At 63.4% G+C, this 22,806-nt stretch carries 12 protein-coding genes and 1 tRNA gene; 7 read left to right on the top strand and 6 right to left on the bottom strand.

Going from position 1 to position 22,806, the window contains the following annotated elements:
• Positions 1 to 186 precede the first annotated feature (186 nt).
• The 4 genes from AC2D80_RS03345 to brxL all read left to right on the top strand — a co-directional run bounded on the left by AC2D80_RS03345 (position 187) and on the right by brxL (position 11,105).
• Complete coding sequence (locus tag AC2D80_RS03345) at positions 187 to 5,124, top strand: AAA domain-containing protein (protein WP_484631558.1); 4,938 nt, start codon at positions 187 to 189, stop codon at positions 5,122 to 5,124.
• The gene (locus AC2D80_RS03350) at positions 5,121 to 6,611 is read left to right on the top strand and encodes a hypothetical protein (RefSeq protein WP_484631559.1); all 1,491 of its coding nucleotides are present in this window, start codon (positions 5,121 to 5,123) and stop codon (positions 6,609 to 6,611) included. The genes AC2D80_RS03345 and AC2D80_RS03350 overlap by 4 nt, the downstream gene beginning before the upstream one ends.
• A 10-nt stretch (positions 6,612 to 6,621) precedes the next feature.
• Positions 6,622 to 8,952: a BREX-1 system phosphatase PglZ type B gene (pglZ, locus tag AC2D80_RS03355; protein WP_484631560.1), complete on the top strand. Its 2,331-nt coding sequence runs from the start codon at positions 6,622 to 6,624 to the stop codon at positions 8,950 to 8,952.
• A 107-nt stretch (positions 8,953 to 9,059) separates the two neighbouring features.
• Positions 9,060 to 11,105: a protease Lon-related BREX system protein BrxL gene (gene brxL / locus AC2D80_RS03360; protein ID WP_484631561.1), complete on the top strand. Its 2,046-nt coding sequence runs from the start codon at positions 9,060 to 9,062 to the stop codon at positions 11,103 to 11,105.
• A gap of 101 nt (positions 11,106 to 11,206) precedes the next feature.
• Here the strand turns inward: brxL and AC2D80_RS03365 are convergent, their stop codons facing one another.
• From AC2D80_RS03365 to AC2D80_RS03385, 5 genes are all read right to left on the bottom strand, one after another.
• Positions 11,207 to 11,758, bottom strand: a complete 552-nt coding sequence (locus AC2D80_RS03365) for a hypothetical protein (protein ID WP_484631562.1) — start codon at positions 11,756 to 11,758, stop codon at positions 11,207 to 11,209.
• A 175-nt stretch (positions 11,759 to 11,933) separates the two neighbouring features.
• A complete protein-coding gene (locus AC2D80_RS03370; protein WP_484631563.1) occupies positions 11,934 to 13,508 on the bottom strand; it encodes a DUF6538 domain-containing protein in 1,575 nt (524 codons plus the stop codon).
• Positions 13,509 to 13,621: 113 nt separating this feature from the next.
• Positions 13,622 to 13,697 (bottom strand) — tRNA-Ala (locus AC2D80_RS03375).
• A 23-nt stretch (positions 13,698 to 13,720) separates the two neighbouring features.
• The gene (locus tag AC2D80_RS03380) at positions 13,721 to 14,623 is read right to left on the bottom strand and encodes an NAD(P)-dependent oxidoreductase (RefSeq protein WP_484631564.1); all 903 of its coding nucleotides are present in this window, start codon (positions 14,621 to 14,623) and stop codon (positions 13,721 to 13,723) included.
• Positions 14,624 to 14,922: 299 nt separating this feature from the next.
• Positions 14,923 to 15,654 carry a GntR family transcriptional regulator gene (locus AC2D80_RS03385; RefSeq protein WP_484631565.1) on the bottom strand — a complete coding sequence of 244 codons (732 nt, stop codon included), beginning with the start codon at positions 15,652 to 15,654 and terminating at the stop codon, positions 14,923 to 14,925.
• Between the two features lie 111 nt (positions 15,655 to 15,765).
• Between AC2D80_RS03385 and AC2D80_RS03390 the strand changes: the two genes are divergently transcribed.
• Positions 15,766 to 16,665, top strand: a complete 900-nt coding sequence (locus AC2D80_RS03390) for an alpha/beta hydrolase (RefSeq protein ID WP_484631566.1) — start codon at positions 15,766 to 15,768, stop codon at positions 16,663 to 16,665.
• A gap of 28 nt (positions 16,666 to 16,693) precedes the next feature.
• On the opposite strand, the gene AC2D80_RS03395 is transcribed toward AC2D80_RS03390, so the two are convergent.
• Complete coding sequence (locus AC2D80_RS03395; RefSeq protein WP_484631567.1) at positions 16,694 to 17,671, bottom strand: GMP reductase; 978 nt, start codon at positions 17,669 to 17,671, stop codon at positions 16,694 to 16,696.
• A gap of 252 nt (positions 17,672 to 17,923) precedes the next feature.
• On the opposite strand from AC2D80_RS03395, the gene AC2D80_RS03400 reads away from it, so the two are divergent.
• Both AC2D80_RS03400 and AC2D80_RS03405 read left to right on the top strand, forming a co-directional pair.
• Positions 17,924 to 20,278: a UvrD-helicase domain-containing protein gene (locus AC2D80_RS03400; RefSeq protein WP_484631568.1), complete on the top strand. Its 2,355-nt coding sequence runs from the start codon at positions 17,924 to 17,926 to the stop codon at positions 20,276 to 20,278.
• Positions 20,279 to 20,488: 210 nt separating this feature from the next.
• Entirely contained in the window at positions 20,489 to 22,747 is a 2,259-nt protein-coding gene (locus AC2D80_RS03405) for a PhoX family protein (RefSeq protein WP_484631569.1), read from the top strand.
• Positions 22,748 to 22,806 lie beyond the last annotated feature (59 nt).

A 22,806-nucleotide genomic window follows, 5' to 3' on the forward strand; every position in this document is an offset into this window, starting at 1 on the left:
ACGAAGGCTTTCCATGAAAAAGACAGTTGGCTGCGCTGACAGCTACGCAGGACGCCTGTTGCAGAAGTCGACCTGGACATCTGCTGATGTTCAGTCTCAGAAGAACGACTCGATTGATGTCTTGAGCAAGCAGTGGAGACTCAAGGTCTGAAGATTCAATAGCAGTGAAATGGGGGTAGGGAGTACATGGAAGTTCGACTCATTGAGAAGGCTGGAGTACCGGCTTCGGAAATCGACGCACATCAGCAGATACAAAAGGCGTTCGACGCGGCTGCGTTCACCAAAGGATGGCGTGGATACGCATCGTTCAAGCTCCCGCGCGGAGGCCCTGGTGCTGGCGACGACGACTTCGACCTGGTGTTGGTCACACACACCCATATCGTCGTTATTGAGTTGAAGAACTGGAGAGGTGAAAAGCTCATCGCCCGGGGAGGTAACTGGTATGTCGACGGTCAGCCGCGTGGGCGGTCGCCGGTGCCGTTGGTCAATTTGAAAGCAAAGAGGCTTGGCACGACGCTTGAGACGCGGGTGGGCGCAGCTAAGCGCCCATGGGTTCTTTCATTTGTCGTGCTGACCGGAAGCATCCGGGAGATTGACCTATCTGCGGACCCCGGAGAAGCTGACTCCGTACTCTTTTTGAGCGAACTACTGGAGTGGACGGAGGAGTCAAAGTACAGGGCGTTCGTCAGTCGTCCAAGTCGAATGAATCCGCTAGGTTTCCTGAACGTTTATGACCTCTTTTTTGAAGGGCAGAGGGGACGCCCGGCGGGCTTTAACATTCATGGGTATCGGCCAGAGGCTCAGCCGTTGTGGGAGCATCCGAAGAAGCTCTACGCGGAGTTTCGCGCCAAGGAGAAGCAAGACCCAGACAAGCTTGCGTTGCTCCGGCAGTGGGATTTTGGTGCACTGGGAAGCGACCTCATTGGAGAGGGGGAGCGCGGCTTCATTGGTCTTCGAGAACAACGCGTATATGAGTACGTTGAGCCACGAAACGAGGAGCTTGCGCGCAGCCTTCTGCGACCCATTGCTCGGATGTCCGAGGCTGACGTCACGCGCGACTTCGCTGAGCTCTACGCGCTTTCTCCCAAAGTCACTCGTCTGAGCGAGTTTGTCAATTCTGGGCTTGCAAAGCTGACACCCGCTGAGCGTGTGGTGCTGGTGAAGGCAATGCTGCAGCGATTCGCAGACTTGCACGACCTCAACGTTGCGCACCGAGATGTTGGGGCGCATTGCCTGTGGGTTGAGCGTCCAGCCAAGGTGGTTCTGTCGGGCTTCCCCGCAGCGTATTACCCCACTATGGCGACCATCGGGACCTTTCGTGAGCGCGTCCAGGTGGAGCGTTCCAACTTGCCTGAGGACTCAGGACCGACAGAAGGCGCTACCCCGTTCCGTCGCGACGTGTACATGCTTGGTGTGTTGGTGCACCTGATGCTGCACGGAGAACGACCGCCACGCGTGGGGGGGCACTTCGTATGGGAGCCGAGAGCATCGGACGCCTACGGCGGCGCTTTTGATGTTGTCATCCGCAAGGCGCTGAGCGCAGAGCCCAAGGTTCGATACGAAACGGCCCGCGACATGCTGGAGGCCTTGAATGAGGCGTCCAAGAATGAGAATGAGCAGGTCATCGACCTTGCCGCGTTCGACGTTCACCGTGCAAAGAGCCGTGTACGCGACTACCCCGAGGAAGGGGAGCCCCTGACCGATGACGACGACCTCTTGGCGTTTCGAAGCACCTTTGAGGGTCAAGCGGTTCTGGTCAAGGAGTGGCACGGGGTAGAGCCAGACCTGAAGCGACCCGACCAAGCCATTCGCCTTCTCTCATTTCTTGAACGGGCGCGAAACCTCCGGGCAGCGGCATTGCCGGGTGTGGCTACAGTGCTTGACAGCGGCCTGAGCCGGCGCAGTTTGTTGGTTGTCCAGCGATGGGTGGAAGGCGAAACGCTGGAGCAGTGGATGGAGCAGCCACAGCCGCGTGAGGCCAGACTGGGCGTCGCTCGGAGGCTGACAGCCACTGTGGCGCAGATGCATGCCTTTGAGTGGCCGCATGGCGACATCAAGCCTGACAACATCGTCATCAACGGCGAAGGTAGTCCCGTGTTGGTTGACATGTTGGATTTCCGTCGGTCGTCCAGCGATGTGTATTCCACCGCCTACCTTCCGCCTGACTACAAAACGTTGTCGCCGCTGGCCAGGGACCGTTATGCCTTGGCCGTTGTGCTCGACGAACTGTTGTTCAAGGGGCAGCCAGCAGACAACCTGTTTGGTTTGGAGCAGGTGCGTGAAGAGGTTCAGCGATTGCTCACTGAGCGTCAGGTTTCCGCGCTGGAGCCGCTTCAAGGTGCGCTAGACGGTAAGGGGCAGTCCACTGACCTTCCCGATGTGGTCCCGTATTCCGTGACGATTCGCGGCCTTTCAGCAACGGGTGTGCCCGCGGGTGAAATGCAGGGGGACAACGGGTACTTCTATCTCACGATGGAAGACTCACGAAAGAACCCTGGCTCAAAAATTGTCCAATTGACGGGGGCTGGCGCAAGACTTACGGTGGAATGGAACCCGACGGAGCGGCGAGCTTCGCGGGTGATAGTTCGCCCGATTGACCTAACGCAGTTCATTTGGACGCAGGACAAGTGTCTCGGGCGCTTTCGCGCGCGACTTTCGCTGGCCGATGGTTCCAGGCACGAGGTGTCTGACCTGGAGCCTTCGTTGGAGGAGTGGTGCGAAAAGTTCGGGGACCAGTCTGCTCAGGCTGCGGAGGATAGTCTGCAAGAGGGAGGCGTTCCCTCCCCGGCCTTGCCAGTCTTGGACCCGGAGGTTGATACCGACCGTTCAGGGTCAGCTGCTGAGCAGCAGCCCGAAATTGATGTTGAGGAGCTTTGGCAGGCGCTGCTCGCAGCCGAGGAAGACTCCTTGCCCATTGCCACGGTGGTAGGGGAGCCTCGACGCAATCCGCAGCGTGAGCATCAGATGTTGGTTCCATGTTCACTCGATGGTGCTGGCTTCGACCCCGACATTGATGACTTGACCTGGGTTGAGAAGTCAAACGCAGAAGGGCAATGGCGACGGTGTGGCGACCTGGAGCTTCGGGACACCTTTTTGGGTACCAATGCCGAGCTTGCCATTGAGCGCTGGAGTGGGAAGCCGCCGAAGCCAGGCGACAAGCTGAGATTGCGCAGCAACATGGAGAGCGCCTCGTTGACGCGTCGCGCAGCGGCCGTGGAGCGCATTCTTCAGGGTCGCTCAGTGGTGCCAGACTTAATGGGGTACTTCCAGTCCGCTGGTACGCAGCCAGCGCCCATGCAGTTCCAGTGTCCCTCCGAGGAGGCGCTCAACGCCTACAGTCAAGGTAACAAAAGCCTTAACGAGAGTCAAAGAGAGGCATTTCGGAAGGCATTGCAGTTTGGGCCCTTGAGTCTTCTGCAAGGGCCGCCCGGTACCGGAAAGACTTGGTTCATTGCTGCGCTGCTGCACTACCTGGTGACGAAGGAGGGGGCACGTCGGGTGCTAGTGGTCAGTCAGGCACATGAAGCGGTCAATAACGCCTTGGAGAAGGCGCTGGAGTTGTTTGATTCGAAAGGCATCGCTTTTGATGCGGTTCGACTGGGTCACGAGTCGGTGGTTTCCGAGACGATTCGGCACTTGCATTCGTCGTCGATTGAGCAGTCGTACAGGGAGCGATTCAAAGCCGAGTACAAGGAACGTGTCGTCCGCCTCGCTACCGAGATGGGGCTCCCTTCGGACTTTGCTGCGGCGGCGGTGAGGCTTCACGTCAATGTTGGCCGCTTGGTCGAGCAGATTTCGGCTTTGGCTATGGATGTGCCAGAACCGTCTTCTGGTCGAAAGAGGGCAAATACGCAGGAGTCACCGGATGAGGACGTGAGCCTCCAACGAGGTCGTCAGCTATCGGATGCGCTTGAGGAGGTTTGCAAGCGGGACTACCAGTACAGCGTGGGAGAGGTTCAGCTCGGGGAGGTGATGGACGACCTTTTTGAGCAACTGGTAACCCAATATGAAGTTCAGTCGCCACAGGCTGTTGAGCGCCTTCGCCGGCTGCTGAAGATGTCTGATGACTGGCTGAAGACGCTGGGCGAGCCTGCCGCAAACTTCGTCGAATTCCTGGCCAAGTCGCGAACAGTGGTCGCTGGGACTTTGGTGGGCATTGGTCGACGAGCAGCTGGCGTCATCCAGAACATGTACGACTGGGTGGTCATTGACGAGGCGGGGCGTGCAGCACCCAGCGAGCTAGCCGTTGCAATGCAGACGGGCCGTCGCGTTTTACTGGTTGGGGACCACAAGCAACTGCCCCCTACCTTCGACCAAGAAGTGCGACATGCCGTTTCCAAGAAGCTCGGCTACGCCGTTGACTCGTTGGCCTTTTCCAGCGACTTTGAGCGGGTTTTCGACTCTCCCTATGGGCGAACAGTCGGGGCTTCCTTCAAAGAGCAGTACCGAATGGCTCCGGCCATTGGTGAGTTGGTGTCTGAGGTCTTTTACGGGAGCAATCTTGCGACGGGTAGGGCCCCATCCTGGTTGGACACTAGCCTGCTACCTGTGCAGCTTCGTCATGAAGTGTGTTGGGTTGACACGTCGAGTCTCGGCAGGAGCGCAATGGAGAGTAACTCGCCTGACCGAATCGACTGCTGGAACGACACAGAAGCCGGTGTGGTGATGAATGTTCTCAAGTCATTGATTCTGAGTCCTGGCTTGGTCCGGGCACTGAAGGAAGGCTTGCAGCATGGTGAGCCCCTCATTGGCATCATCTGCATGTACTCCAAACAACGCGAAGTGCTGAATCGCTTGAAAAGCGAGGCTCGATGGATTCCTTCGGACCTTCGACGGTTAGTCAAAATTGACACTGTCGACAGCTATCAGGGCAAGGAAAACCGCATCGTCATTCTGTCAACGGTTCGCAACAACCCACAACAAAATCCAGGGTTCCTGAGACTTCCAAATCGTATCAACGTGGCGATGTCGCGTGCTATGGAACGTTTGGTGGTGGTGGGGGCTGCACCTATGTGGCGCGGCAAGAACGCCGGTTTACCACTGGGGCAGGTTCTCAAGAAAATCGAGTCGTTGAGCGAGGCAAACCGAGCCACCATTGTGAAGGCACAGGAGTTCCGTTCATGAGTGTCGACCACGCACCGTTCAACCGAATCACCTTTGCTTTGCCGGTTCAGCCTTTCAAGGTGACCGCCTTTATTTCAACCCAGGAGAGATTGCCTGCGGTGACAGAGTTCGTGCTTCGACTTCTTCACACCTGTGGACGTGTGTCGCTGGGAGGCTTCAGGGATTACTTCGGATTCTCCGAGGCTGAAGCTCTATCTGTTATAGAGTCGTTGAATCGCCAGGGCTACGTCAGCTTGTCGGAGGACGAGCTGACCCTCAGCGAAGAGATGCGTCAACGTTTCGAGTCATCCCCGGACGACTACCCTTGGGTGACAAAGCTCAAGCGACGCACAGATGTCGTGCCGTTTGACTTGTTGACTTTCTCAATGCTGGGGCGGGCCGAATTTGCGTTCGCCACTGCGAATTGGGTGAAGCTGAATCCGCCGACGGAACTTGTGGGAAACAGCTTGGAGATGGCGCGTCGTGCTTACAGAGAGAGCTTCGCCCGCATCGAACGAGAGACGGCGCGTTCGCGCGGCGAGGAGCGCGAAAGGTCCTACGGCGTTCATTCGATTGAAAGTGTGGAGGCTCGCAAGCCGGGCTTTGTTCCGTTGACGGTCAGCTTGGAGATTGATGCAAAGAACGTCGTCAGTGCCAAGCTCCCCAACGAGTTTGAAGCTGGTGCCAGTATGCAGTTGTTGACCGAATTTCGCGAGCGTGTTGCCGCTTCGTTGGAGGCGAATGCGCAGGTCGAGGGCAATCACTCGGACGAGTTCATAGAGTTCTTTGAACTGGACTTTCTCAGGCCGTACGTTGTTGGGCCTGACTTCAACGCTCACAAGTTAGCCTTGGATGTCGAACACGGCTTGGAAGGTCCCAAAGGTGTTCTGCCTTTGTTTGGTTCCACATACCTCAAGAGTAATCGTGACAGCCTGCTGGCTCTCATTCATGAAGCCCGTTCCGGTTACAAGGGGCAGCCGTTGCATCAAGGTTCCTTGGGCTGGCTCGCGCCCGACTACGCTTTCTGGGGACGAGGAGAGGATTTCAGGCAGGCTGTGGAAGCGTTCCGGAAGGCGCTAAGGACCACGAGCAAGGGAGACGATTTGTACGTGCTTGATAGGGCCGAAGAGCGTCAAGAGCCGTCTGTGAGGGGCAAGTATTCGAATACCGGTTTGGTTGAACTGCATTTGTTCAGGCCTTCCGAGTTGGCGAACACTCGCTGGCACTCCTCTCTGGAGATTCTGCTCTACCCAGGGCGATTTGCGGCCGTTCTGTTTCATGCTCCATTGCCAGCTGTGCCAGGAGCACGAATCCCGTTTGGGTTTGTCTCTACGCAGCCCAAGCACTTGCGATTGGCCCACCAGTTGATGTTGGACTCAGCCAATGGCAGCCGTTACTGTGGTCGGTGGTCACCCAACAAGGAGGCGGGACCGAGTCGGCCGCAGTCGCTTTTCGAGGCGTGCTCCTTCCTCGCGTACTCAGATATCCAGCCGCGGCCCCCCGTATGACAGCGACATCATGAACATCAAGTCGAAGCTTGCGGAAGCGCTCCTATCTGCTGCGAAGGTCAACCGCTCACTGATGACCGCTCCCGCGGCGGTGCTCTGGCCGGACCCGGAGCGTCAGTGGCAGCATGTGGTCCCGTCTCTTTCCGATGTTTTGCCAGGTCTCCTGACGCTAGGGCAATACCAGCCAGAGTTGCGTCAAGGTCCGAGCATATGGCTGAAGACCGTGATTGGAAGCGGCATTCAGCTGTTGAAACCTGGCGTAGTACCCGTTGTGTACTTGCCAGGGGTCAGCAAGGCAGACCTAAGAGCGATTGAGTCTTGTCCCAGAGACCTGCAGCCATTGGCGGAGCTGCAATATCGAGGAAGTTTTTGGAGTCAGGCCAACGCCAAGGACTGGACCGTGAGCGCTTTCCTGTCCTCGAAGAACGGCGGCCTTGGGCTAAATGTTTCTCAGGACAAGGCAACGCAAGAGGCGCTGGCCCAGGTGGTGTCTTCCGGTGTGTTGCTCGAGCGGCCGTTGGACGAACTGACGAATCGCCAAATCAACGCCGAATGGTTACTCAGCCTGTTAGCACCTAACCCCACTCGAGACCTGCTCGTGTGGATGAATGCCCCCCAAAGTGCGCAGGAGGAGTTGGCCGACGTGCGGTGGAATGTCTTTTGCAAGCGGGCCAAGTCTGACTTTGGCTTCGACCCAGTCAGCGATGGACCACTGGTGGCTGCTGAGAAGCTGGCTCGGCGCGAGGGTAAGTGGGCGGCCGTGGCTGAACTCTATGGGGACTCGTACACGAGCTTTCCAGAGGTGCTAACGCTGCTCCGCACCGTGCAGCCACCGCAGTTGGGGCTATTCCCGGACATGAACCCCCACGGACCTTTGGCCGGCTACCCGCAGGCCAATGAGCAAGGCGAGGCCAGTCTGCGCAACGCGCTGTCTGACTGTGCAGCCATGGATGCTGCCCAGGCGCGCATCGCGATTGCCACCGCTGAGAAGGTGCACGGCGCGCGCCGGGGGTGGTTGTGGTCCCGCATGGGGCAGTCGCCCTTGGCTCAAGCGCTGGAGCACCTGGCCCGCTTGGCTGAGCTCAGCGCAGCGGCGCCCATCGGGGCTACGCCTTCGGAGCTGGCTGCGAGCTACCAGCAGTCCGGGTGGCGTGTGGACGAGGCGGCCACGCAGGCCATGGGCGCCGTGCAAACCAAGGCAGACACCGACGCCGTGGGCGCCGCTGTGCGCGCAATCTACCTGCCCTGGCTGGAAGAAGCAGCCAAGCGACTGCAGGACGCCGTGAAGAAGGTGGGAGGCATGCCAGCGCTGCAGGCGGCATCGGACGCAGCAGGTGATTCGGAAACCTGCACGGTGTTCGTGGACGGCCTGCGATACGACGTCGCCCAGCGGTTGCGTGCCAAGCTGGATGGGCTGGGCACCACGACGTTGGCAGCCCGTTGGACCAGCATGCCGTCGGTCACGGCATCCGGCAAGGCCTGGTGCTCGCCAGTAGCGGGGCTGGTGTCCGGCACGGCAGAAGACGTGGAGTTCGAGCCCCGCGTAGCTGCAGACGGCAAACCGCTCTCTGGCCACAACTTCAGGAAGCTGCTGTCCGACAACGGCGTGCAGCCACTAGATAAGCATGAGACAGGTGACCCGAGCGGACGCGCTTGGACGGAGTCGGGTGACCTGGACCACTACGGCCACGAACACGGCGTTCGTCTCGCGCGTGACGTCGATGCCCAGCTGGCAGCGGTGGTTGAGCGGGTTCAGGAACTGCGCGATGCGGGGTGGCGCCGGGTTCGCATCGTCACCGACCACGGCTGGCTGCTGGTACCAGGGGGCTTGCCGAAGACGGAGCTGCCCAAACACCAGGCTGAGACCCGCTGGGGACGCTGCGCTGTCCTCAAGGACACAGCGCACGGCACACCGCTCACCTTCGGCTGGGATTGGTGTAGAGATGTCCAGGTGGCGTATGCGCCAGGCGTGTCGTCCTTCATCGCTGGAGCCGACTACGCGCACGGTGGCCTGAGCCTGCAAGAGTGCCTGGTGCCGGTGCTGGACCTGGTGCTCGCTGCGCCTGCGGCAGCCGCACAGGTCACCATCAAGTCGGTGACCTGGAAGGGCCTGCGCTGCGTGGTCGAGGTGGACGGCACATCGGCCGGTCTGAAGGTGGACGTGCGGACGAAGCCCGCGCTGGCAACGTCGAGCCTGGTGGCCAGCGTGAAGCCCCTGGAGGTCGACAAGGCCAGCGTGGCGGTGGCCGACGACGACAACCTGGGTGCAGCGGCCGTGGTCGTTATCCTGGGAGCTGATGGCCAGGTGCTGCAGAAGCAGGCGACGACAGTGGGTGGCTGAATGAAGCCAAGCCAGGGACGGGGCTGTTACTTCGTTACCTGGCACAGAGATAGAGAAAAGCAAGGCGGGCGACCGGCTCCAGACAGGTCGCAGATGGGTGATTGATGATGCAACTCGACGATTTGGACAGGAAGGCGACCGCTGCCTTCGAAGGCTACGTGGTACGCAAGGACTTGGTGCGGACGTTCAGCCGCCAGTTCCCCGTGCCAACATATGTGGTCGAGTTCCTGCTGGGCCGCTACTGCGCCACCACCGACGAGGCAGAAATCCAGGAGGGCCTGGATATCGTCCAGCGGCAGCTGGTGTCGCGGACGGTGAAAGCCGGGGAAGAGGAGCTCTTCAAGGCCCGCGCACGCGAGGCCGGCTCCGTGAAGATTATCGATATCGTCACGGCGCGTCTGGACTCCAAGACCGATTCATACATCGCCACTTTGCCCAGCCTGCGCCTCACGGACGTGCGGCTCACGCCCGAGATGGTCAAGGAGAACGAGCGCATGCTCACCGGCGGCTTCTACGCCGAGGTGACCCTGGGCTACGACGCATCCATCGCACAAGAGAAGGGCGGGCGGCCCTTCGGTGTCGAAGCGCTGAGGGCCATCCAGCTCTCAAAGCGCGAGACGCTGGACGTTCTGGCCAAGGGGCGGGAGCAGTTCTCCACTGCTGAGTGGCGCGACCTGCTGCTGCGCAGCGTCGGCTTCGAACCCGAGACCCTGTCGGAACGAGCCAAGGACGCGCTGCTGCTGCGCATGGTGCCTTTCGTCGAGCGCAACTACAACCTGGTTGAGCTCGGCCCCCGGGGAACAGGCAAGTCGCACCTGTTCCAGCAGGTTTCACCCTACGCCCACCTCATCTCCGGTGGCAAGGCGACCGTAGCCCGCATGTTCGTTAACAACGCCAGCGGCCAACGCGGTTTGGTGTGCCAGTACGACGTGGTGTGCTTCGACGAGGTGTCTGGCGTGTCCTTCGACCAGAAGGATGGCGTCAACATCATGAAGGGCTACATGGAGAGCGGCGAGTTCTCCCGGGGCAAGGAAAGCATCCGGGCGGACGGCTCCATCGTGCTGGTGGGTAACTTTGACGTCGACGTGGAGCACCAGCAGCGTATCGGTCATCTCTTCGGGCCGCTGCCGCCCGAGATGCGGGATGACACGGCGTTCATGGACCGCATCCACTGCTTCCTTCCTGGCTGGGATGTGCCGAAGCTGAACCCCACGCTGTTCACCACCCACTTCGGCTTGGTGAGCGACTTCCTGTCGGAGTGCTTCACCCAACTGCGCAACCAGAGCCGGGTCTCGACGTTGCAAGGGCGTGTGCGCTGGGGCGGTGCGCTGTCGGGCCGAGACCTCAACGGCATCAACAAGACCGTGAGCGGACTACTGAAGCTGATGTACCCCGGCTCGGATATGGCGGTCAGCGAGGAAGACCTCGAGTGGGCCGTGCGCCTGGCGCTCGAAGTGCGCCGTCGGGTCAAGGAGCAGCAGAAGCGCATCGGCGCGGCCGAGTTCCGCAACACCCACTTCAGCTACACCCTGGGCGCCGAGGGCGTCGAAAAGTTCGTCAGCACGCCTGAGCTGCAGAGCCAGGGTGGCATCGGCGACGAGCCGCTGGAGTGCGGCCAGGTCTGGGTGCTGAGCCCCGGTGGTGACGAGGAGCACCCGGGCCTCTTCAGGCTCGAGATAAACGAGGGGCCTGGAAGCGGCGTGCGGGTGCTAAACAACCCGGTGCCGGCCGCCTTCAAGGAGTCCATCCGCTGTGCGGAGCAGAACCTTTATGCCCGTGCTCAGCAGTTGGTCGGAGACCGGGACCCGCGGTCCCATGAGTTCTCGGTGCAGCTTCGCGGCTTCGACGCCGCCAAGGCCGGTGCCAAGACCGGCGTCGGGGCGCTCATCGCGTTGTCCAGCGCGCTGCTGAAGAAGTCAGTACGCGGTGGCTTGGTGGTGGTCGGAGAGGTGACGCTCGGCGGCACCATCGAACCGGTTCACAACGCAGTGACGTTGGCCGAAATTGCAGTCGAGAAGGGTGCCAAGGCCTTGTTGCTCCCGGTGTCTTGCCGGCGCCAGTTGTTCGACCTCTCAGACGAGATGGCTACCAAGCTCGATATCGAGTTCTATCAGGACGGACGAGACGCGCTTTTGAAGGCGCTGGCTGATTGAGCCTGAGAAAGAGTGCCCGGGTGGTATGCCGGGCTCCTATAGTCAGAAAGGACTTCAGCGGCACTTGCTCGCTCTTCGCAGTTGCGAGCTTTCGCCCTTGGCTACTTGTCCATATCGGCACATCCGGCCGAGCGTTCGATGAGGTCGAACCACTTCTGCCCCTTTGCACTTAACACGAAGTATTCAAGCTGGGGCTTGCTCATGACCTCAATCTCTTGCGCGAGGTTCCTCGTTCTCTTGTGCGGCCTGATGAGCTTGTGCAGCCTCAGCTCACTGAAGCCACGTTGCGCCAGGTCCCGTGCTTCTTCTCGGTCGAAACCTGAAGGCCTCAGTCTCATCTGCATCCCAACTTCACACTCCCTTCTGTTCGAAGAATCTTCGCTTTCTCGACATGTTTTCCCGATGGCAACAAGGGCCAAGACCCCAGCAGCCGAGAAGGTCTCGCCAAGCTTGAATCCCTTTTCTACGGAGTTCTGACCGAACCATGCCGGAACCAATATCTTGGTGGCTTGATGCCACACATCCGTAGAGGACTCAAGACGGCGCTCGAGTTTGCGAATTTTTGCCTCGAGGCGCTTGAGTTCCGCCTGCGCCTTCTTTGCCAGCTCTTCTGCAGCCGATACGGCTGCGTTCTCTGCCTTGCTTACTTTCATTTGCGTCCTCAATGTTGGATGGATGTACCCATCTCGAGGGGCTATCGGCATTTCGAACAGGTTCTTGAGCGCAAATCAAGTGAACCTGCGGACTGCAACAGCGGTTCGGGTTCGTGCCACGCATCGAACCATACGTGCCCGCTTAATCGTAGATGCGTGCTCCGGACGCCGTGCTTCAAGCACCGTTTCCCTTTCGTTGCTTCAACGCTGTGAGGTCAAGCTCTGGCCAGTCGATGTGCTTCATTGCATCGACTTGCGGCTCAAGCGGGAATAGCTTGCTACCGTATACCTTTTCGATTTTTTCGGCGGACAGGTGTCCGACGATGGCTTCCCGGACCTCTGTTGGAACAACCGTGCTCTTTTCTTTTCCGCGCTCGATGAACGTATGGCGGAAAGAGTGAAACACCCTTGTCGAATCCTTTATGTCGAGGCGGTCGAGGTAGCGACCAAACCACGTGCTGAAGGACGTCGTCAAGACTCCGTACTTGTCGGCACGTAGGGCAGGGAAGAGGCGCCCCCTTTTTGCCGAGGCGACGAAGTCGAGAAAACCCAGTTCGACAAGCTTTGGATGAACCGGGAAGTTCCGCACCGAGTTCAGGTTCTTCGTTCTCTTGGAACGGTCGACCGCACGGCGAATGCAGATGTAGGGCCCGTGTTCGGGGTGAAACTCGATATCCGAGACTTCAAGCTGACCCATCTCCTCCAAGCGTGCGCCGCTGTACAAGCCTAGTAGTGGTAACCAGTAGCAGGCCTTGCCCAAGCTGTCCCGTGGTTTAAAGCCTTCCTGGTACACCGGACCCGAGAATATCTTCGTGAGCTCGTCCATCGAAAAGGGCAGCCGTGGCTTTTCGGTGCCGGCCAACTTGTTGACCACGACCTTGACGCCGGCGAAGGGGTTGCTGGGCAGTTTGTCGTCGTTCACTGCCGTTTGAAAGGCCGCTCGCAGGAAACCCAACCGTTTCTTGAGCGTGGCCGGGCTGGTGTCGCCCCGGTCGAGCACGGCGTTGCGGTAGGCCACTACGTCTGCCTTGCGGACCATGGTGGCGGTCGGTGCAAGCGTGTGTTTCTTGAACTCTTCAAAGGCCTGTTCGAACGACCGTACCGTCTTCGGGTTGCTGCCGTTCTGACGTTTCCATCCCTTGAACACCTCATCCAGAGTCAATGTGTCAGTAGCGGCCAGTGGAAGCGCAACGGTAGCGCCACCGCGTCGCTGCAGGATGGCGTCCCAGACCTCGATGTCCGCTTGTTGAAAGCGCCGCGCCAAACGTTCGAAGGAAGGGCTTGAGCGTGCCAAGTTGAGGCCAAGCTCTTTCAGATAGGACGAAACCTGGCCGTACACCTCACTCAGGTCACCCCTGGCATAGGCCCGCTTCATGTCGGGAAGCACCGTTTCCAGCACGTCGATGTCGAGCTCGTGTGATGTAACGCTCATGCCTTGGATGCGCTGAAGCTCATCGTTGGCCAGGCGCATGACGCGGTAGCGCTCGCAGATGTTGTCGATGTCGGTGTCGCTCAGATGCAGTACGGTACCGCGGTACTCTGCATCGGGCTTGGGCCCGCTGTGTTCCAAGGATTCAAGGGCGCGGTCGAGCTCTTCGCGGCGCTTGCGGGCTCGCACCTTGGCTTCCTTGGGGTCGCGGGTGCCCAAGCTGATGGAAACCATCGCGCGACCGTAGGCCGCAATCAGGTGGGTGGGAATGCGGGCGCGAAAGTAGAAGATTCCCGCGCGCTGCGTGAGGTGGGAAGCCATGAACAACTGCATCGATTGAGACTCCAATGTGCAACACCTTTGTGCACCACTGAGCCTCAATAAGCCGTTGTTTTTCCTAGTAGTTCTTGGAAATCAAGAACATAGGGAAGAGGTGGTGGAGACGAGGAGGATCGAACTCCCGACCTTCGCATTGCGAACGCGACGCTCTCCCAGCTGAGCTACGTCCCCACAGTGGCCGAGATTTTAGCGCATCAGGCCATGCCGTTGCGGCTGGCGAGCTCGACAAACAGGGCCGAGTGGTCGAGGTCGTTCAACCCGTGCTCCACGCCCTCGGCGTACAGACGTTCAAACAGCGCGGTGATCGGTGCGTCAAAGCCGACTTCCTGCGCCGTGGCCAGCGCGTTGCGCATGTCCTTGAGCTGCACAGTCATCGCGCCGCGCTTGGCGAAGTCGCGCTCGATCATGCGCTGGCCGTGCACCTGCAGGATGCGGCTGTCGGCGAAGCCGCCGGTGATGGCCTGCTTGACGCGGGCCATGTCAGCCCCCCCGCGCTCGCACAACAGCAGCGCCTCGGCGACCGCGCCGATGGTGATGCCGACGATCATCTGGTTGGCGAGTTTGGCGAGCTGCCCGGTGCCATGCGGGCCGACGTGGGTCGTGCGGCCGAATACCGCGAGCACCGGCGCGAGGCGCTCCAGGTCGGCGGGCTTGCCGCCGGCCATGATGGCCAGCGTGCCTTGCTCGGCGCCGAGCGTGCCACCGGAGACCGGCGCATCCACGTGGTGTACGCCGCGCTCACCCAGGCGGGCGGCGTGTTCTCGCGCCTGACGGGGCTGGATGGAGGACATGTCAAGCACGATGGTCCCGGGCGTCATCGCTTCGGCCGCGCCCTGACGGAACAACACGTCGTCCACCGCCAGGCCATCTTCCAGCAGCGTGACCACCACCTGCGCGGCGCTCGCGGCGCCACCCGGTGTGTCGTGCACCGTGGCGCCGCAGGCTTGCAGGCGATCGGCCTTGGCGCGTGAGCGGTTCCACGCGTGCACTTCGAAGCCGGCTTCGCACAGGCGGCGGCCCATGGGGAAGCCCATCATGCCGATGCCCAGCACGGCAACGCGGGTGACGGGAGAGGGGGAGTCGGTGGGGGTGTTCACGGTGGGGCGGCGGGAAGTGGGGCCGGAGGCACTGGGGTCTGAGGTCGGCGCGGATTGTAGGCAGCGCCTGTCTAGTGTCCTGCCCCGCTGATACCTGCACATAAAACCGCGTCTTTCGAGCCAGGGCGGCGTTGCAAATCCTCGCGATACCGGCGGGTATCGCTTCGGTTTGCGCCTGGCCCTGACCCGAAATCCATCGGTTTTATTGGTGCACGTATCAGCAGGACAGCACACTATGAGGAGTCTGGAAAAAACGGCGGGTTCCGGGGGTGGCCCGGAACCCGCGTCAAGTGGCCCGGCTACCGAAGCGGCCGGGCTCCACGGAGTCGTGCGGGGGTACCGCCGGCGGCGACCTGGGCGTTGCCCAGACCGGCGGCCAGGCGCTGGCTGGCGTGGCCGGCGTGCTCCAGCATGAGGGTGCTTGCGCGGTCGGCGTCGCCGCGTGCGATCGCGCGGGCCATCGCCTCGTGTTCGTCCCAGACCGTCTGGTGCGCCGGGCGGTTTTGCAGCGCGGCCGCCATCACGCGGCGGATGTGGGCCCAGTGCAGCGCGGCGCTTTGTTCGATGAGGGGATTGCCGGTGGCGCGGTAGATGGCGCAGTGAAATGCCAGGTCGGCCTCGAGCAGCGCCTGCACGTCGCCGCGGCGGGCGGCGGCGCGGCCGCGCTCCAGCAGGGCGGGGTCGAGCGCCGTGCGGCGCTGGGCGGCCAGCCGGGCGGCCAGTGCATCGAGCGCGCCGCGCACCTCGTACAGGTGGGCCACGAACGTGGGCTCCAGCGGCGCCACCTGCAGGCCCCGGGTGCGGCCGGCGGTGCCGCAGGCCGGCGCTTCTTCGACGAAGCCGTCTTTGCGCAGCAACTTCAGCGCCTGAATCACCGGCTGACGGGACACCGCCAGCCGCTCGGCCAGCTCTTCCTGCGTCAGCCGCTGGCCCGGCGCCAGCGTGCCGGCGCTGATCGCGTCGAGCAGCGAGCGGTAAACGCGTTCGGCGAGGTCGGGCGCGGCGGGGAGTTGGGTGATGTCGGTCTGCATGGTGCGATTTGTATACAGAATACCTGATGGCTTGCTGTTGCGCTGTCCCCTGCGTGAAACGGCGCGGCCGGGGGCGCCATGACACAATGCCCAGGACCTTGAAAGCCACCCATGACCACCTTGTTTGACCTGCCCGCCCATGCCAGTGATGACTGGCTCAACGCCGAGTACAACAACCGCGCGCTGGTGCCGGAGCACGGCGCGATCTTCGAGCGCTGGGCCCAGGCTTCGGTGCAGGCGAGGGCGGCGGCGCCCGGTGCGCTGATCGATGTGCGCTACGGCCACGGGGAACTGGAAACCCTGGATGTCTTTCCGGCGCGCCAGGGCCGCCACGGCGCGCCTGCGCCGGTGCTCTTTTTCATCCACGGCGGCTACTGGCGCAGTCTGGACAAGAGCGACCACGCCTTCATCGCGCCGGCCTTCACCGCGCGCGGCGTCTGCGTCGTGTCGATCAATTACGCGCTGTGTCCGGCGGTCACGATTCCGCAGATCGTGATGCAGACCGTCCGCGCGCTGGCCTGGACCTGGCGCCACATCGGCGCGCACGGGGGCGACCCCTCACGCATCACGGTGGCAGGCCATTCGGCGGGCGGGCATCTGGCCACGCAGCTGCTGGCCTGCGAGTGGCCGCGCGTGGCGCCGGACCTGCCGGCCGACCTGATCCGCAACGCCCTGTCCATCTCGGGCCTGTATGACCTGGAGCCAGTGCGCCGCACGCCCTTCGTGCAGCCATCGCTGAACATCACGCCGGCGCATGTGGCCCAAGCGAGTCCGGCGCGACTGCCGGCGCCGCCGGTGCGCGAAGGCCGCGGCACGCTGGCGGCCGCGGCCGGGGCGCTGGAGAGCAGCGAGTTCCGCCGCCACAACCGCCTCATTCAGCAGGCCTGGGGCCGCGACGTGGTGCCGGTGTGCGAGGAACTGCCGGGGCTGAACCACTTCACCGTGGTCGATGCGCTGGCGCAGCCCGGGCATCGGCTGCACACCATCGCCCGCCGCCTCCTCGGCGTGTGAGCCACGCGCCGGCGGAAAGCGCCGCGGCTTACATCAACAGGTGCTCGCCCGCGTTGTCGCCGCCCAGGATCACGTAGTTCACCTTGCGGATGTCCAGCAGCCGCGTGCCGCCGGCGTAGCTGATGGAGCTTTGCACGTCCTGCTCCATCTCGGTGAGCGTGTCGGCCAGTTTGCCCTTGACCGGCTCCAGGATGCGCTTGCCTTCGACGTGTTTGTATTCGCCCTTGTTGAAGTCGCTCGCTGAGCCGTAGTACTCCTTGTAGAGCGTGCCATCGACTTCGACGGTGCGTCCGGGTGACTCTTCATGGCCGGCAAACAGCGAGCCGATCATCACCATGCTCGCGCCAAAGCGCACGCTCTTGGCGATGTCACCGTGGCAGCGGATGCCGCCGTCGGCAATGATCGGTTTGGTGGCCACGCGCGCGCACCACTTGAGCGCGCTGAGCTGCCAGCCGCCGGTGCCAAAGCCGGTCTTGAGGCGTGTGATGCAGACCTTGCCCGGGCCGATGCCGACCTTGGTGGCGTCGGCACCCCAGTTCTCCAGGTCAATGACCGCCTCCGGCGTGCCCACGTTGCCCGCGATCACGAAGGCCGCGGGCAGCCGTTCCTTGAGGTAGCCGATCATCTCGCGCACGCTGTCGGCGTGGCCGTGCGCGATGTCGATGGTGATGTACTCCGGGCACAGGCCCGCGGCCACCAGGGCGTCCACCGTCGCCCGGTCGGCGGCCTTCACGCCCAGCGAGATCGACGCGAAGCAGCCACGCGCGTGCATGTCGCGCACGAAGGCCACGTTGTCCAGATCGAAACGGTGCATCACGTAGAAGTAGCCGTGTTGCGCCAGCCAGGTGCAGATGCCTTCGTCGACCACCGTCTTCATGTTCGCCGGCACCACCGGCAGGCGAAACCGCCGCCCGCCCAGTTCCACGCCCGCATCGCATTGCGAGCGGCTCTCCACCCGGCACTTGCGCGGCAGCAGCAGGACGTTGTCGTAGTCAAAGATTTCCATAACGGCTTTCAAACATGCCCGTGCGGCCCGGGCGCCATCCGCGGCGGGGCCCACCGGCGATCCGCGGTGGCCCTGCCACCGGGTGATCGGCGCTGGAGCAGGCCAAAAAAAACCGGGCGCAAGAAACTTGGGCCCGGTGCGCGATTCTAGGCGGCGGGCGCTGGCGCGTCGCCTGCCGGCCCGGGTATGGTGCCCATACGGGAAACCGTATGGCGCCCGGCCGGAGATCGCCCCGCTTCCTACAATCCGGCGATGTTTTCCGACCCCTTTGCCTCGCCATCGCCCCTTGTGCAGGGCCTCAACCCCGAGCAGGCCGCCGCCGTCACCCTGCCGGCCGAACACGCCCTGATCCTCGCCGGCGCCGGCTCGGGCAAGACGCGGGTGCTCACCACCCGCATCGCCTGGCTGCTGCAGACCGGGCAGGTGGGGCCGGGCGGCGTGATGGCGGTGACCTTCACCAACAAGGCGGCGCGGGAGATGACCACGCGGCTGTCCGCGCTGCTGCCGGTGAACGTGCGCGGGATGTGGATCGGCACCTTCCACGGCCTGTGCAACCGGCTGCTGCGCGCTCACCACCAGGCCGCTGGCCTGCCCGCCACGTTCCAGATCCTCGACACGCAGGACCAGCTCTCGGCGATCAAGCGCCTGTGCAAGCAGCACCAGGTGGACGACGAGCGCTTTCCGCCCAAGCAGTTGCAATGGTTCATCGCCGGCTGCAAGGAAGACGGTCTGCGCGCGCGCGACGTGCCGGTGCGCGACGACGACACCCGCCGCAAGGTGGAGATCTACGCGCTGTACGACGAACAGTGCCAGCGCGAGGGCGTGGTCGATTTCGGGGAGCTGATGCTGCGCTGCCATGAACTGCTGCGCGACAACGACGCCATCCGGGCGCACTACCAGCGGCGGTTCCGCCACGTGCTGATCGATGAGTTCCAGGACACCAACCGCCTGCAGTACGCGTGGCTCAAGCTGTTCGCGCCGCCGCCGGTGGAGGGTCTGCCAGCGCCCGCCAACGCGCTGTTTGCCGTCGGTGACGATGACCAGAGCATCTACGCCTTCCGCGGCGCGCGGGTGGGCAACATGGCCGACTTTGTGCGCGAGTACCGGGTGAAGCACCAGATCAAGCTGGAGCAGAACTACCGCAGTGTCAGCAACATCCTCGACGCGGCGAACCACCTGATCGGCCACAACCAGCGGCGTCTGGGGAAAAACCTGCGCACCGAAGCCGGCGCGGGCGAACTGGTGCGCGTGTACGAGGCGCCGAGCGACTTCGCCGAGGCGCAGTGGATCGTCGACGAGATCAAGGCGCTTGTGCGCGACGAGATGCCCCGTTCGGAGATCGCCATCCTCTACCGCAGCAACGCACAAAGCCGGGTGGTGGAGACCGCTTTGTTCAACGCGGGCCTGCCGTACCGCGTGTACGGCGGTCTGCGTTTCTTTGAACGCGCCGAAATCAAGCACGCGCTGGCCTATCTGCGCCTCATCGAGAACCCCCACGACGACACCAGCTTCCTGCGCGTGGTGAATTTCCCCGCGCGCGGCGTTGGCGCGCGCAGCATCGAGCAGCTGCAGGACACCGCCCGCGCCGCCGGTTGCTCGCTGCACGACGCGGTGAGCGCCGTGACCGGCCGCGCCGGCGCGGCAATTGGGGGATTCGTGGCGCGCCTGGACGTGATCCGCGAGCAGGCGGTGGGGCGCAACCTCAAGGAGATCGTGCAGCTCGTGCTCGAGCACAGCGGGCTGGTCGAGCACTACCGCCAGGAGCGCGAAGGCCAGGAGCGGGTGGAGAACCTGGAAGAACTCGTCAACGCCGCCGAGAGCTTCGTCATGCAGGAAGGCTTCGGCCGCGAGGCGGCCGGCCTCACGCAGAGCCCGGCCAGCCAGGGCCTCGACCCCGACGCGCCGGTGCTCGACGAGCCGCTGGCCGGTGACGAACCCACCGGCGAGACCCTCAGCCCGCTGGCGGCCTTCCTCTCTCACGCAGCGCTGGAATCGGGTGACAACCAGGCCCAGGCCGGTCAGGACGCGGTGCAGCTGATGACGGTGCATGCCGCCAAGGGCCTGGAGTTCGACGCGGTGTTCATCACCGGATTGGAGGAAGGCCTGTTTCCCCACGAGAACAGCCTGAGCGACCGCGAGGGTCTGGAGGAAGAACGGCGACTGATGTACGTGGCCATCACGCGCGCGCGGCGCCGCCTGTACCTCACACACGCGCAGACCCGCTTGTTGCACGGCCAGACCCGCTACAACCTCAAGAGCCGCTTCTTCGATGAGCTGCCCGAGGCCTGCCTGAAATGGCTCTCACCGCCGCAGCCCTCCGGCTGGGGGGGCGCAGGCAGCGCGGGCTGGGGGGGTCACCGCGCACTCGGCGTGGCGGCCCCGCAGCCGGCGTGGTCGCCCGGTTGGACCGCATCGGCGCCCGCGCCGGAGCCCGACCGCGGCACGCCCATCAAGGCCGGCATGGCGGTGTTTCACAACAAGTTTGGCGAGGGGCAGGTGCTGGCGGTGGAGGGCGCCGGCGACGACGCGCGCGCGCAGGTGAGCTTCGGCCGCCACGGCACCAAGTGGCTGGCCTTGAGCGTGGCCAAGCTCACGCCGATCGAGTGAGGATGGTGGCTGGCTGGTGCGGCACGATGCTGCGGAATTGATAGCTGCGAGAGTCGGCGGAGCTATCGCCGGAAGATGACAGCGCGGTGACGATCGGACGTGTCCGACGGCTCGGATCGGGGATGAACGGCGTCACGGCGCCGTCATACGGTGTTTGCAGACTTCGCGCCGTACACATACCCCCGTCCGTAACCCGCGAGGCATTTCTCCATGGCGCACCATCCCGTCGAAAACCAGAACCCGTCCGACACCGAGCACTTTCAGGACGTACTCGCCCGCAGCGAACTCTCGCGTCGCCAGCTGATCCGCGGCGGCGTGGGCCTGGCGGCCCTCTCCAGCATCCCGATGCTCGCCGCCTGCGGTGGCGGCGGTGACGCCGCGCCCGCCCCGGCCACGCCGCGCAGCACGACGCTCGGCTTCCCCGCCGTCGCCAAGAACACGCTCGATGCCGTCACCCTGCCGCCGGGCTACACCTACACCGTGGTCCACGCCACCGGCGACCGCCTCAACAGCAGCGTGGCGGCCTACTCCAACACCGGCGCCGAGACCGACGACTGGTCGCTGCGGGTGGGTGATCACCACGACGGCATGGACCTGTTCTATGTGGACGGCAGCAACCGCTACAGCCCGACGGCGACCGCCCGCGCCGTGCTGGCCGTCAACCACGAAAGCTCGGCTGACGCGCACTTCTTCCACCCGCGCGGCCAGACCGCCGGCGGCACCGACGGCCTGAAATTCAGCCAGTTCGGCGGCAGCAGCGGCTGGAACGGCGGCGCGCGTCCGCAGCTCGAAGTCCTCAAGGAGATCAACCACCACGGCGTGTCGATCGCCGAGGTGCGCCGCAACAGCACCACCGGCCGCTGGGAGTACGTGGTGGATGCGCCGCTCAACCGCCGTGTGACCGCGCAGACCGTGATGCGCATCACCGGCCCCGCGGCCCATCTGGCCCAGATTCAGCAGTTCATGGTCACCGCCTACGACACCACCGGCGCGACCTCGCGCGGCACCCTGAACAACTGCGGCCATGGCAAGACCCCGTGGGGCACCTACCTGGGCTGCGAAGAGAACTGGGCGTTCTATTTCAACAACTCGGTGGCGCCGACGGGCCTGACGGCCAACCAGATCGCCAGCCGCCAGCGCTACGGCGTGCCCACCACGGCCTTCAGCACGACCGCGCCGGTCAACCGCAATTCGCAGGGCTGGTACAGCGTGACCGGCGGCGACAACCGCTTCACCCGCTGGGACATCGCCACCACCGGCGCCACGGCCGCCGACGACTTCCGCAACGAGCCCAACACCTTCGGCTACAACGTGGAAATCGACCCGCTGAACCCGACCGCTCAGCCGGCCAAGCGCGTGGCCATGGGTCGCTTTGCCCATGAGGCCGCGGTGTGCAGCATCCCGGTGGCCGGCCAGCCTCTGGCCTTCTACATGGGCTGCGATTCGCAGAACGAGTACGTCTACAAGTACGTGTCCACCGCCAGCTGGAGCGCGGCCGACGTGGGCGGCGGCATGGCCGCGGGCGACAAGTACCTCAACGAGGGTCGTCTCTACGTGGCACGCTTCGACGACAACGGCACCGGCGAGTGGATCGAACTGACGATCACCGACCCGCGCATCTCGGGATTTGCCACCTACACCTTCGCCAACCAGGCCGACGTGCTGGTCAACGCCCGCTGGGCCGCGACCGCCGTGGGCGCCACGCGCATGGACCGCCCGGAGTGGGGCGCCATCAACCCGCGCAACGGCGACGTGTACTTCACCATGACCAACAACGGTTCGCGCACCGTGGCCAACACCGACGCGGCCAACCCCCGCGCCTACGCCGACAACGACGGCCGCACCCGCAGCGGCAACCCCAATGGCCACATCATTCGCCTGCGCGAGAACGGCGCGATCAAGTCCTCGTCCCTCACCTTCACCTGGGACATCTTCCTCTTCGGTGCCGAAGAAGACGCGGGCGCTGGGATCAACCTGTCCGGTCTGACGGCCGCCAACGACTTCTCCTCCCCCGACGGCCTCTGGTTCAGCCCGGCCACCGGCATCTGCTGGATCCAGACCGACGACGGCGCGTACACCGATGTGACCGGTTGCATGCTGCTGGCGGCCATCCCGGGCGAGGTCGGCGATGGCCGCACCGTCACCGTCAACAACAGCCTGGGTGGCAACACCGGCACCGAGCAGACCTTCATCGGTGCGGTGCTCGGCGAAGCGCGGCTGCGCCGCTTCCTCGTCGGCCCGCCGGGCTGCGAGGTGACCGGCATCACCGAAACCGCCGATGGGCGTACCCTGTTCGTGAACATCCAGCACCCTGGCGAAAACACCGCCGCGCTGGGCGCCAATGCCGACTTCACGCACACCAGCCAGTGGCCGTCGAACGCCGGCGCCGCGGCCTACGGCCCGGGCAACCGCCCGCGCTCGGCCACGATTGCCATCACCCGCACGGACGGCGGTGTGATCGGCGTCTGATCGTCCGCCTCTGCCGCGCCAAGGCACGGTGGAGGCAGACAGGGCCGCATCGGGCGCAG

The sequence above is a fragment of the Hydrogenophaga sp. T66 genome (genome assembly GCF_057219855.1).

Excerpts from the sequence above, each read along its gene's own strand:
- AC2D80_RS03345 (WP_484631558.1), top strand. The coding sequence starts at position 187 with ATGGAAGTTCGACTCATTGAGAAGGCTGGAGTACCGGCTTCGGAAATC.
- AC2D80_RS03350 (WP_484631559.1), top strand. The coding sequence starts at position 5,121 with ATGAGTGTCGACCACGCACCGTTCAACCGAATCACCTTTGCTTTGCCG.
- pglZ (WP_484631560.1), top strand. The coding sequence starts at position 6,622 with ATGAACATCAAGTCGAAGCTTGCGGAAGCGCTCCTATCTGCTGCGAAG.
- brxL (WP_484631561.1), top strand. The coding sequence starts at position 9,060 with ATGCAACTCGACGATTTGGACAGGAAGGCGACCGCTGCCTTCGAAGGC.
- AC2D80_RS03365 (WP_484631562.1), bottom strand. The coding sequence starts at position 11,758 with ATGAAAGTAAGCAAGGCAGAGAACGCAGCCGTATCGGCTGCAGAAGAG.
- AC2D80_RS03370 (WP_484631563.1), bottom strand. The coding sequence starts at position 13,508 with ATGGCTTCCCACCTCACGCAGCGCGCGGGAATCTTCTACTTTCGCGCC.
- AC2D80_RS03385 (WP_484631565.1), bottom strand. The coding sequence starts at position 15,654 with ATGCAGACCGACATCACCCAACTCCCCGCCGCGCCCGACCTCGCCGAA.
- AC2D80_RS03390 (WP_484631566.1), top strand. The coding sequence starts at position 15,766 with ATGACCACCTTGTTTGACCTGCCCGCCCATGCCAGTGATGACTGGCTC.
- AC2D80_RS03395 (WP_484631567.1), bottom strand. The coding sequence starts at position 17,671 with ATGGAAATCTTTGACTACGACAACGTCCTGCTGCTGCCGCGCAAGTGC.
- AC2D80_RS03400 (WP_484631568.1), top strand. The coding sequence starts at position 17,924 with ATGTTTTCCGACCCCTTTGCCTCGCCATCGCCCCTTGTGCAGGGCCTC.
- AC2D80_RS03405 (WP_484631569.1), top strand. The coding sequence starts at position 20,489 with ATGGCGCACCATCCCGTCGAAAACCAGAACCCGTCCGACACCGAGCAC.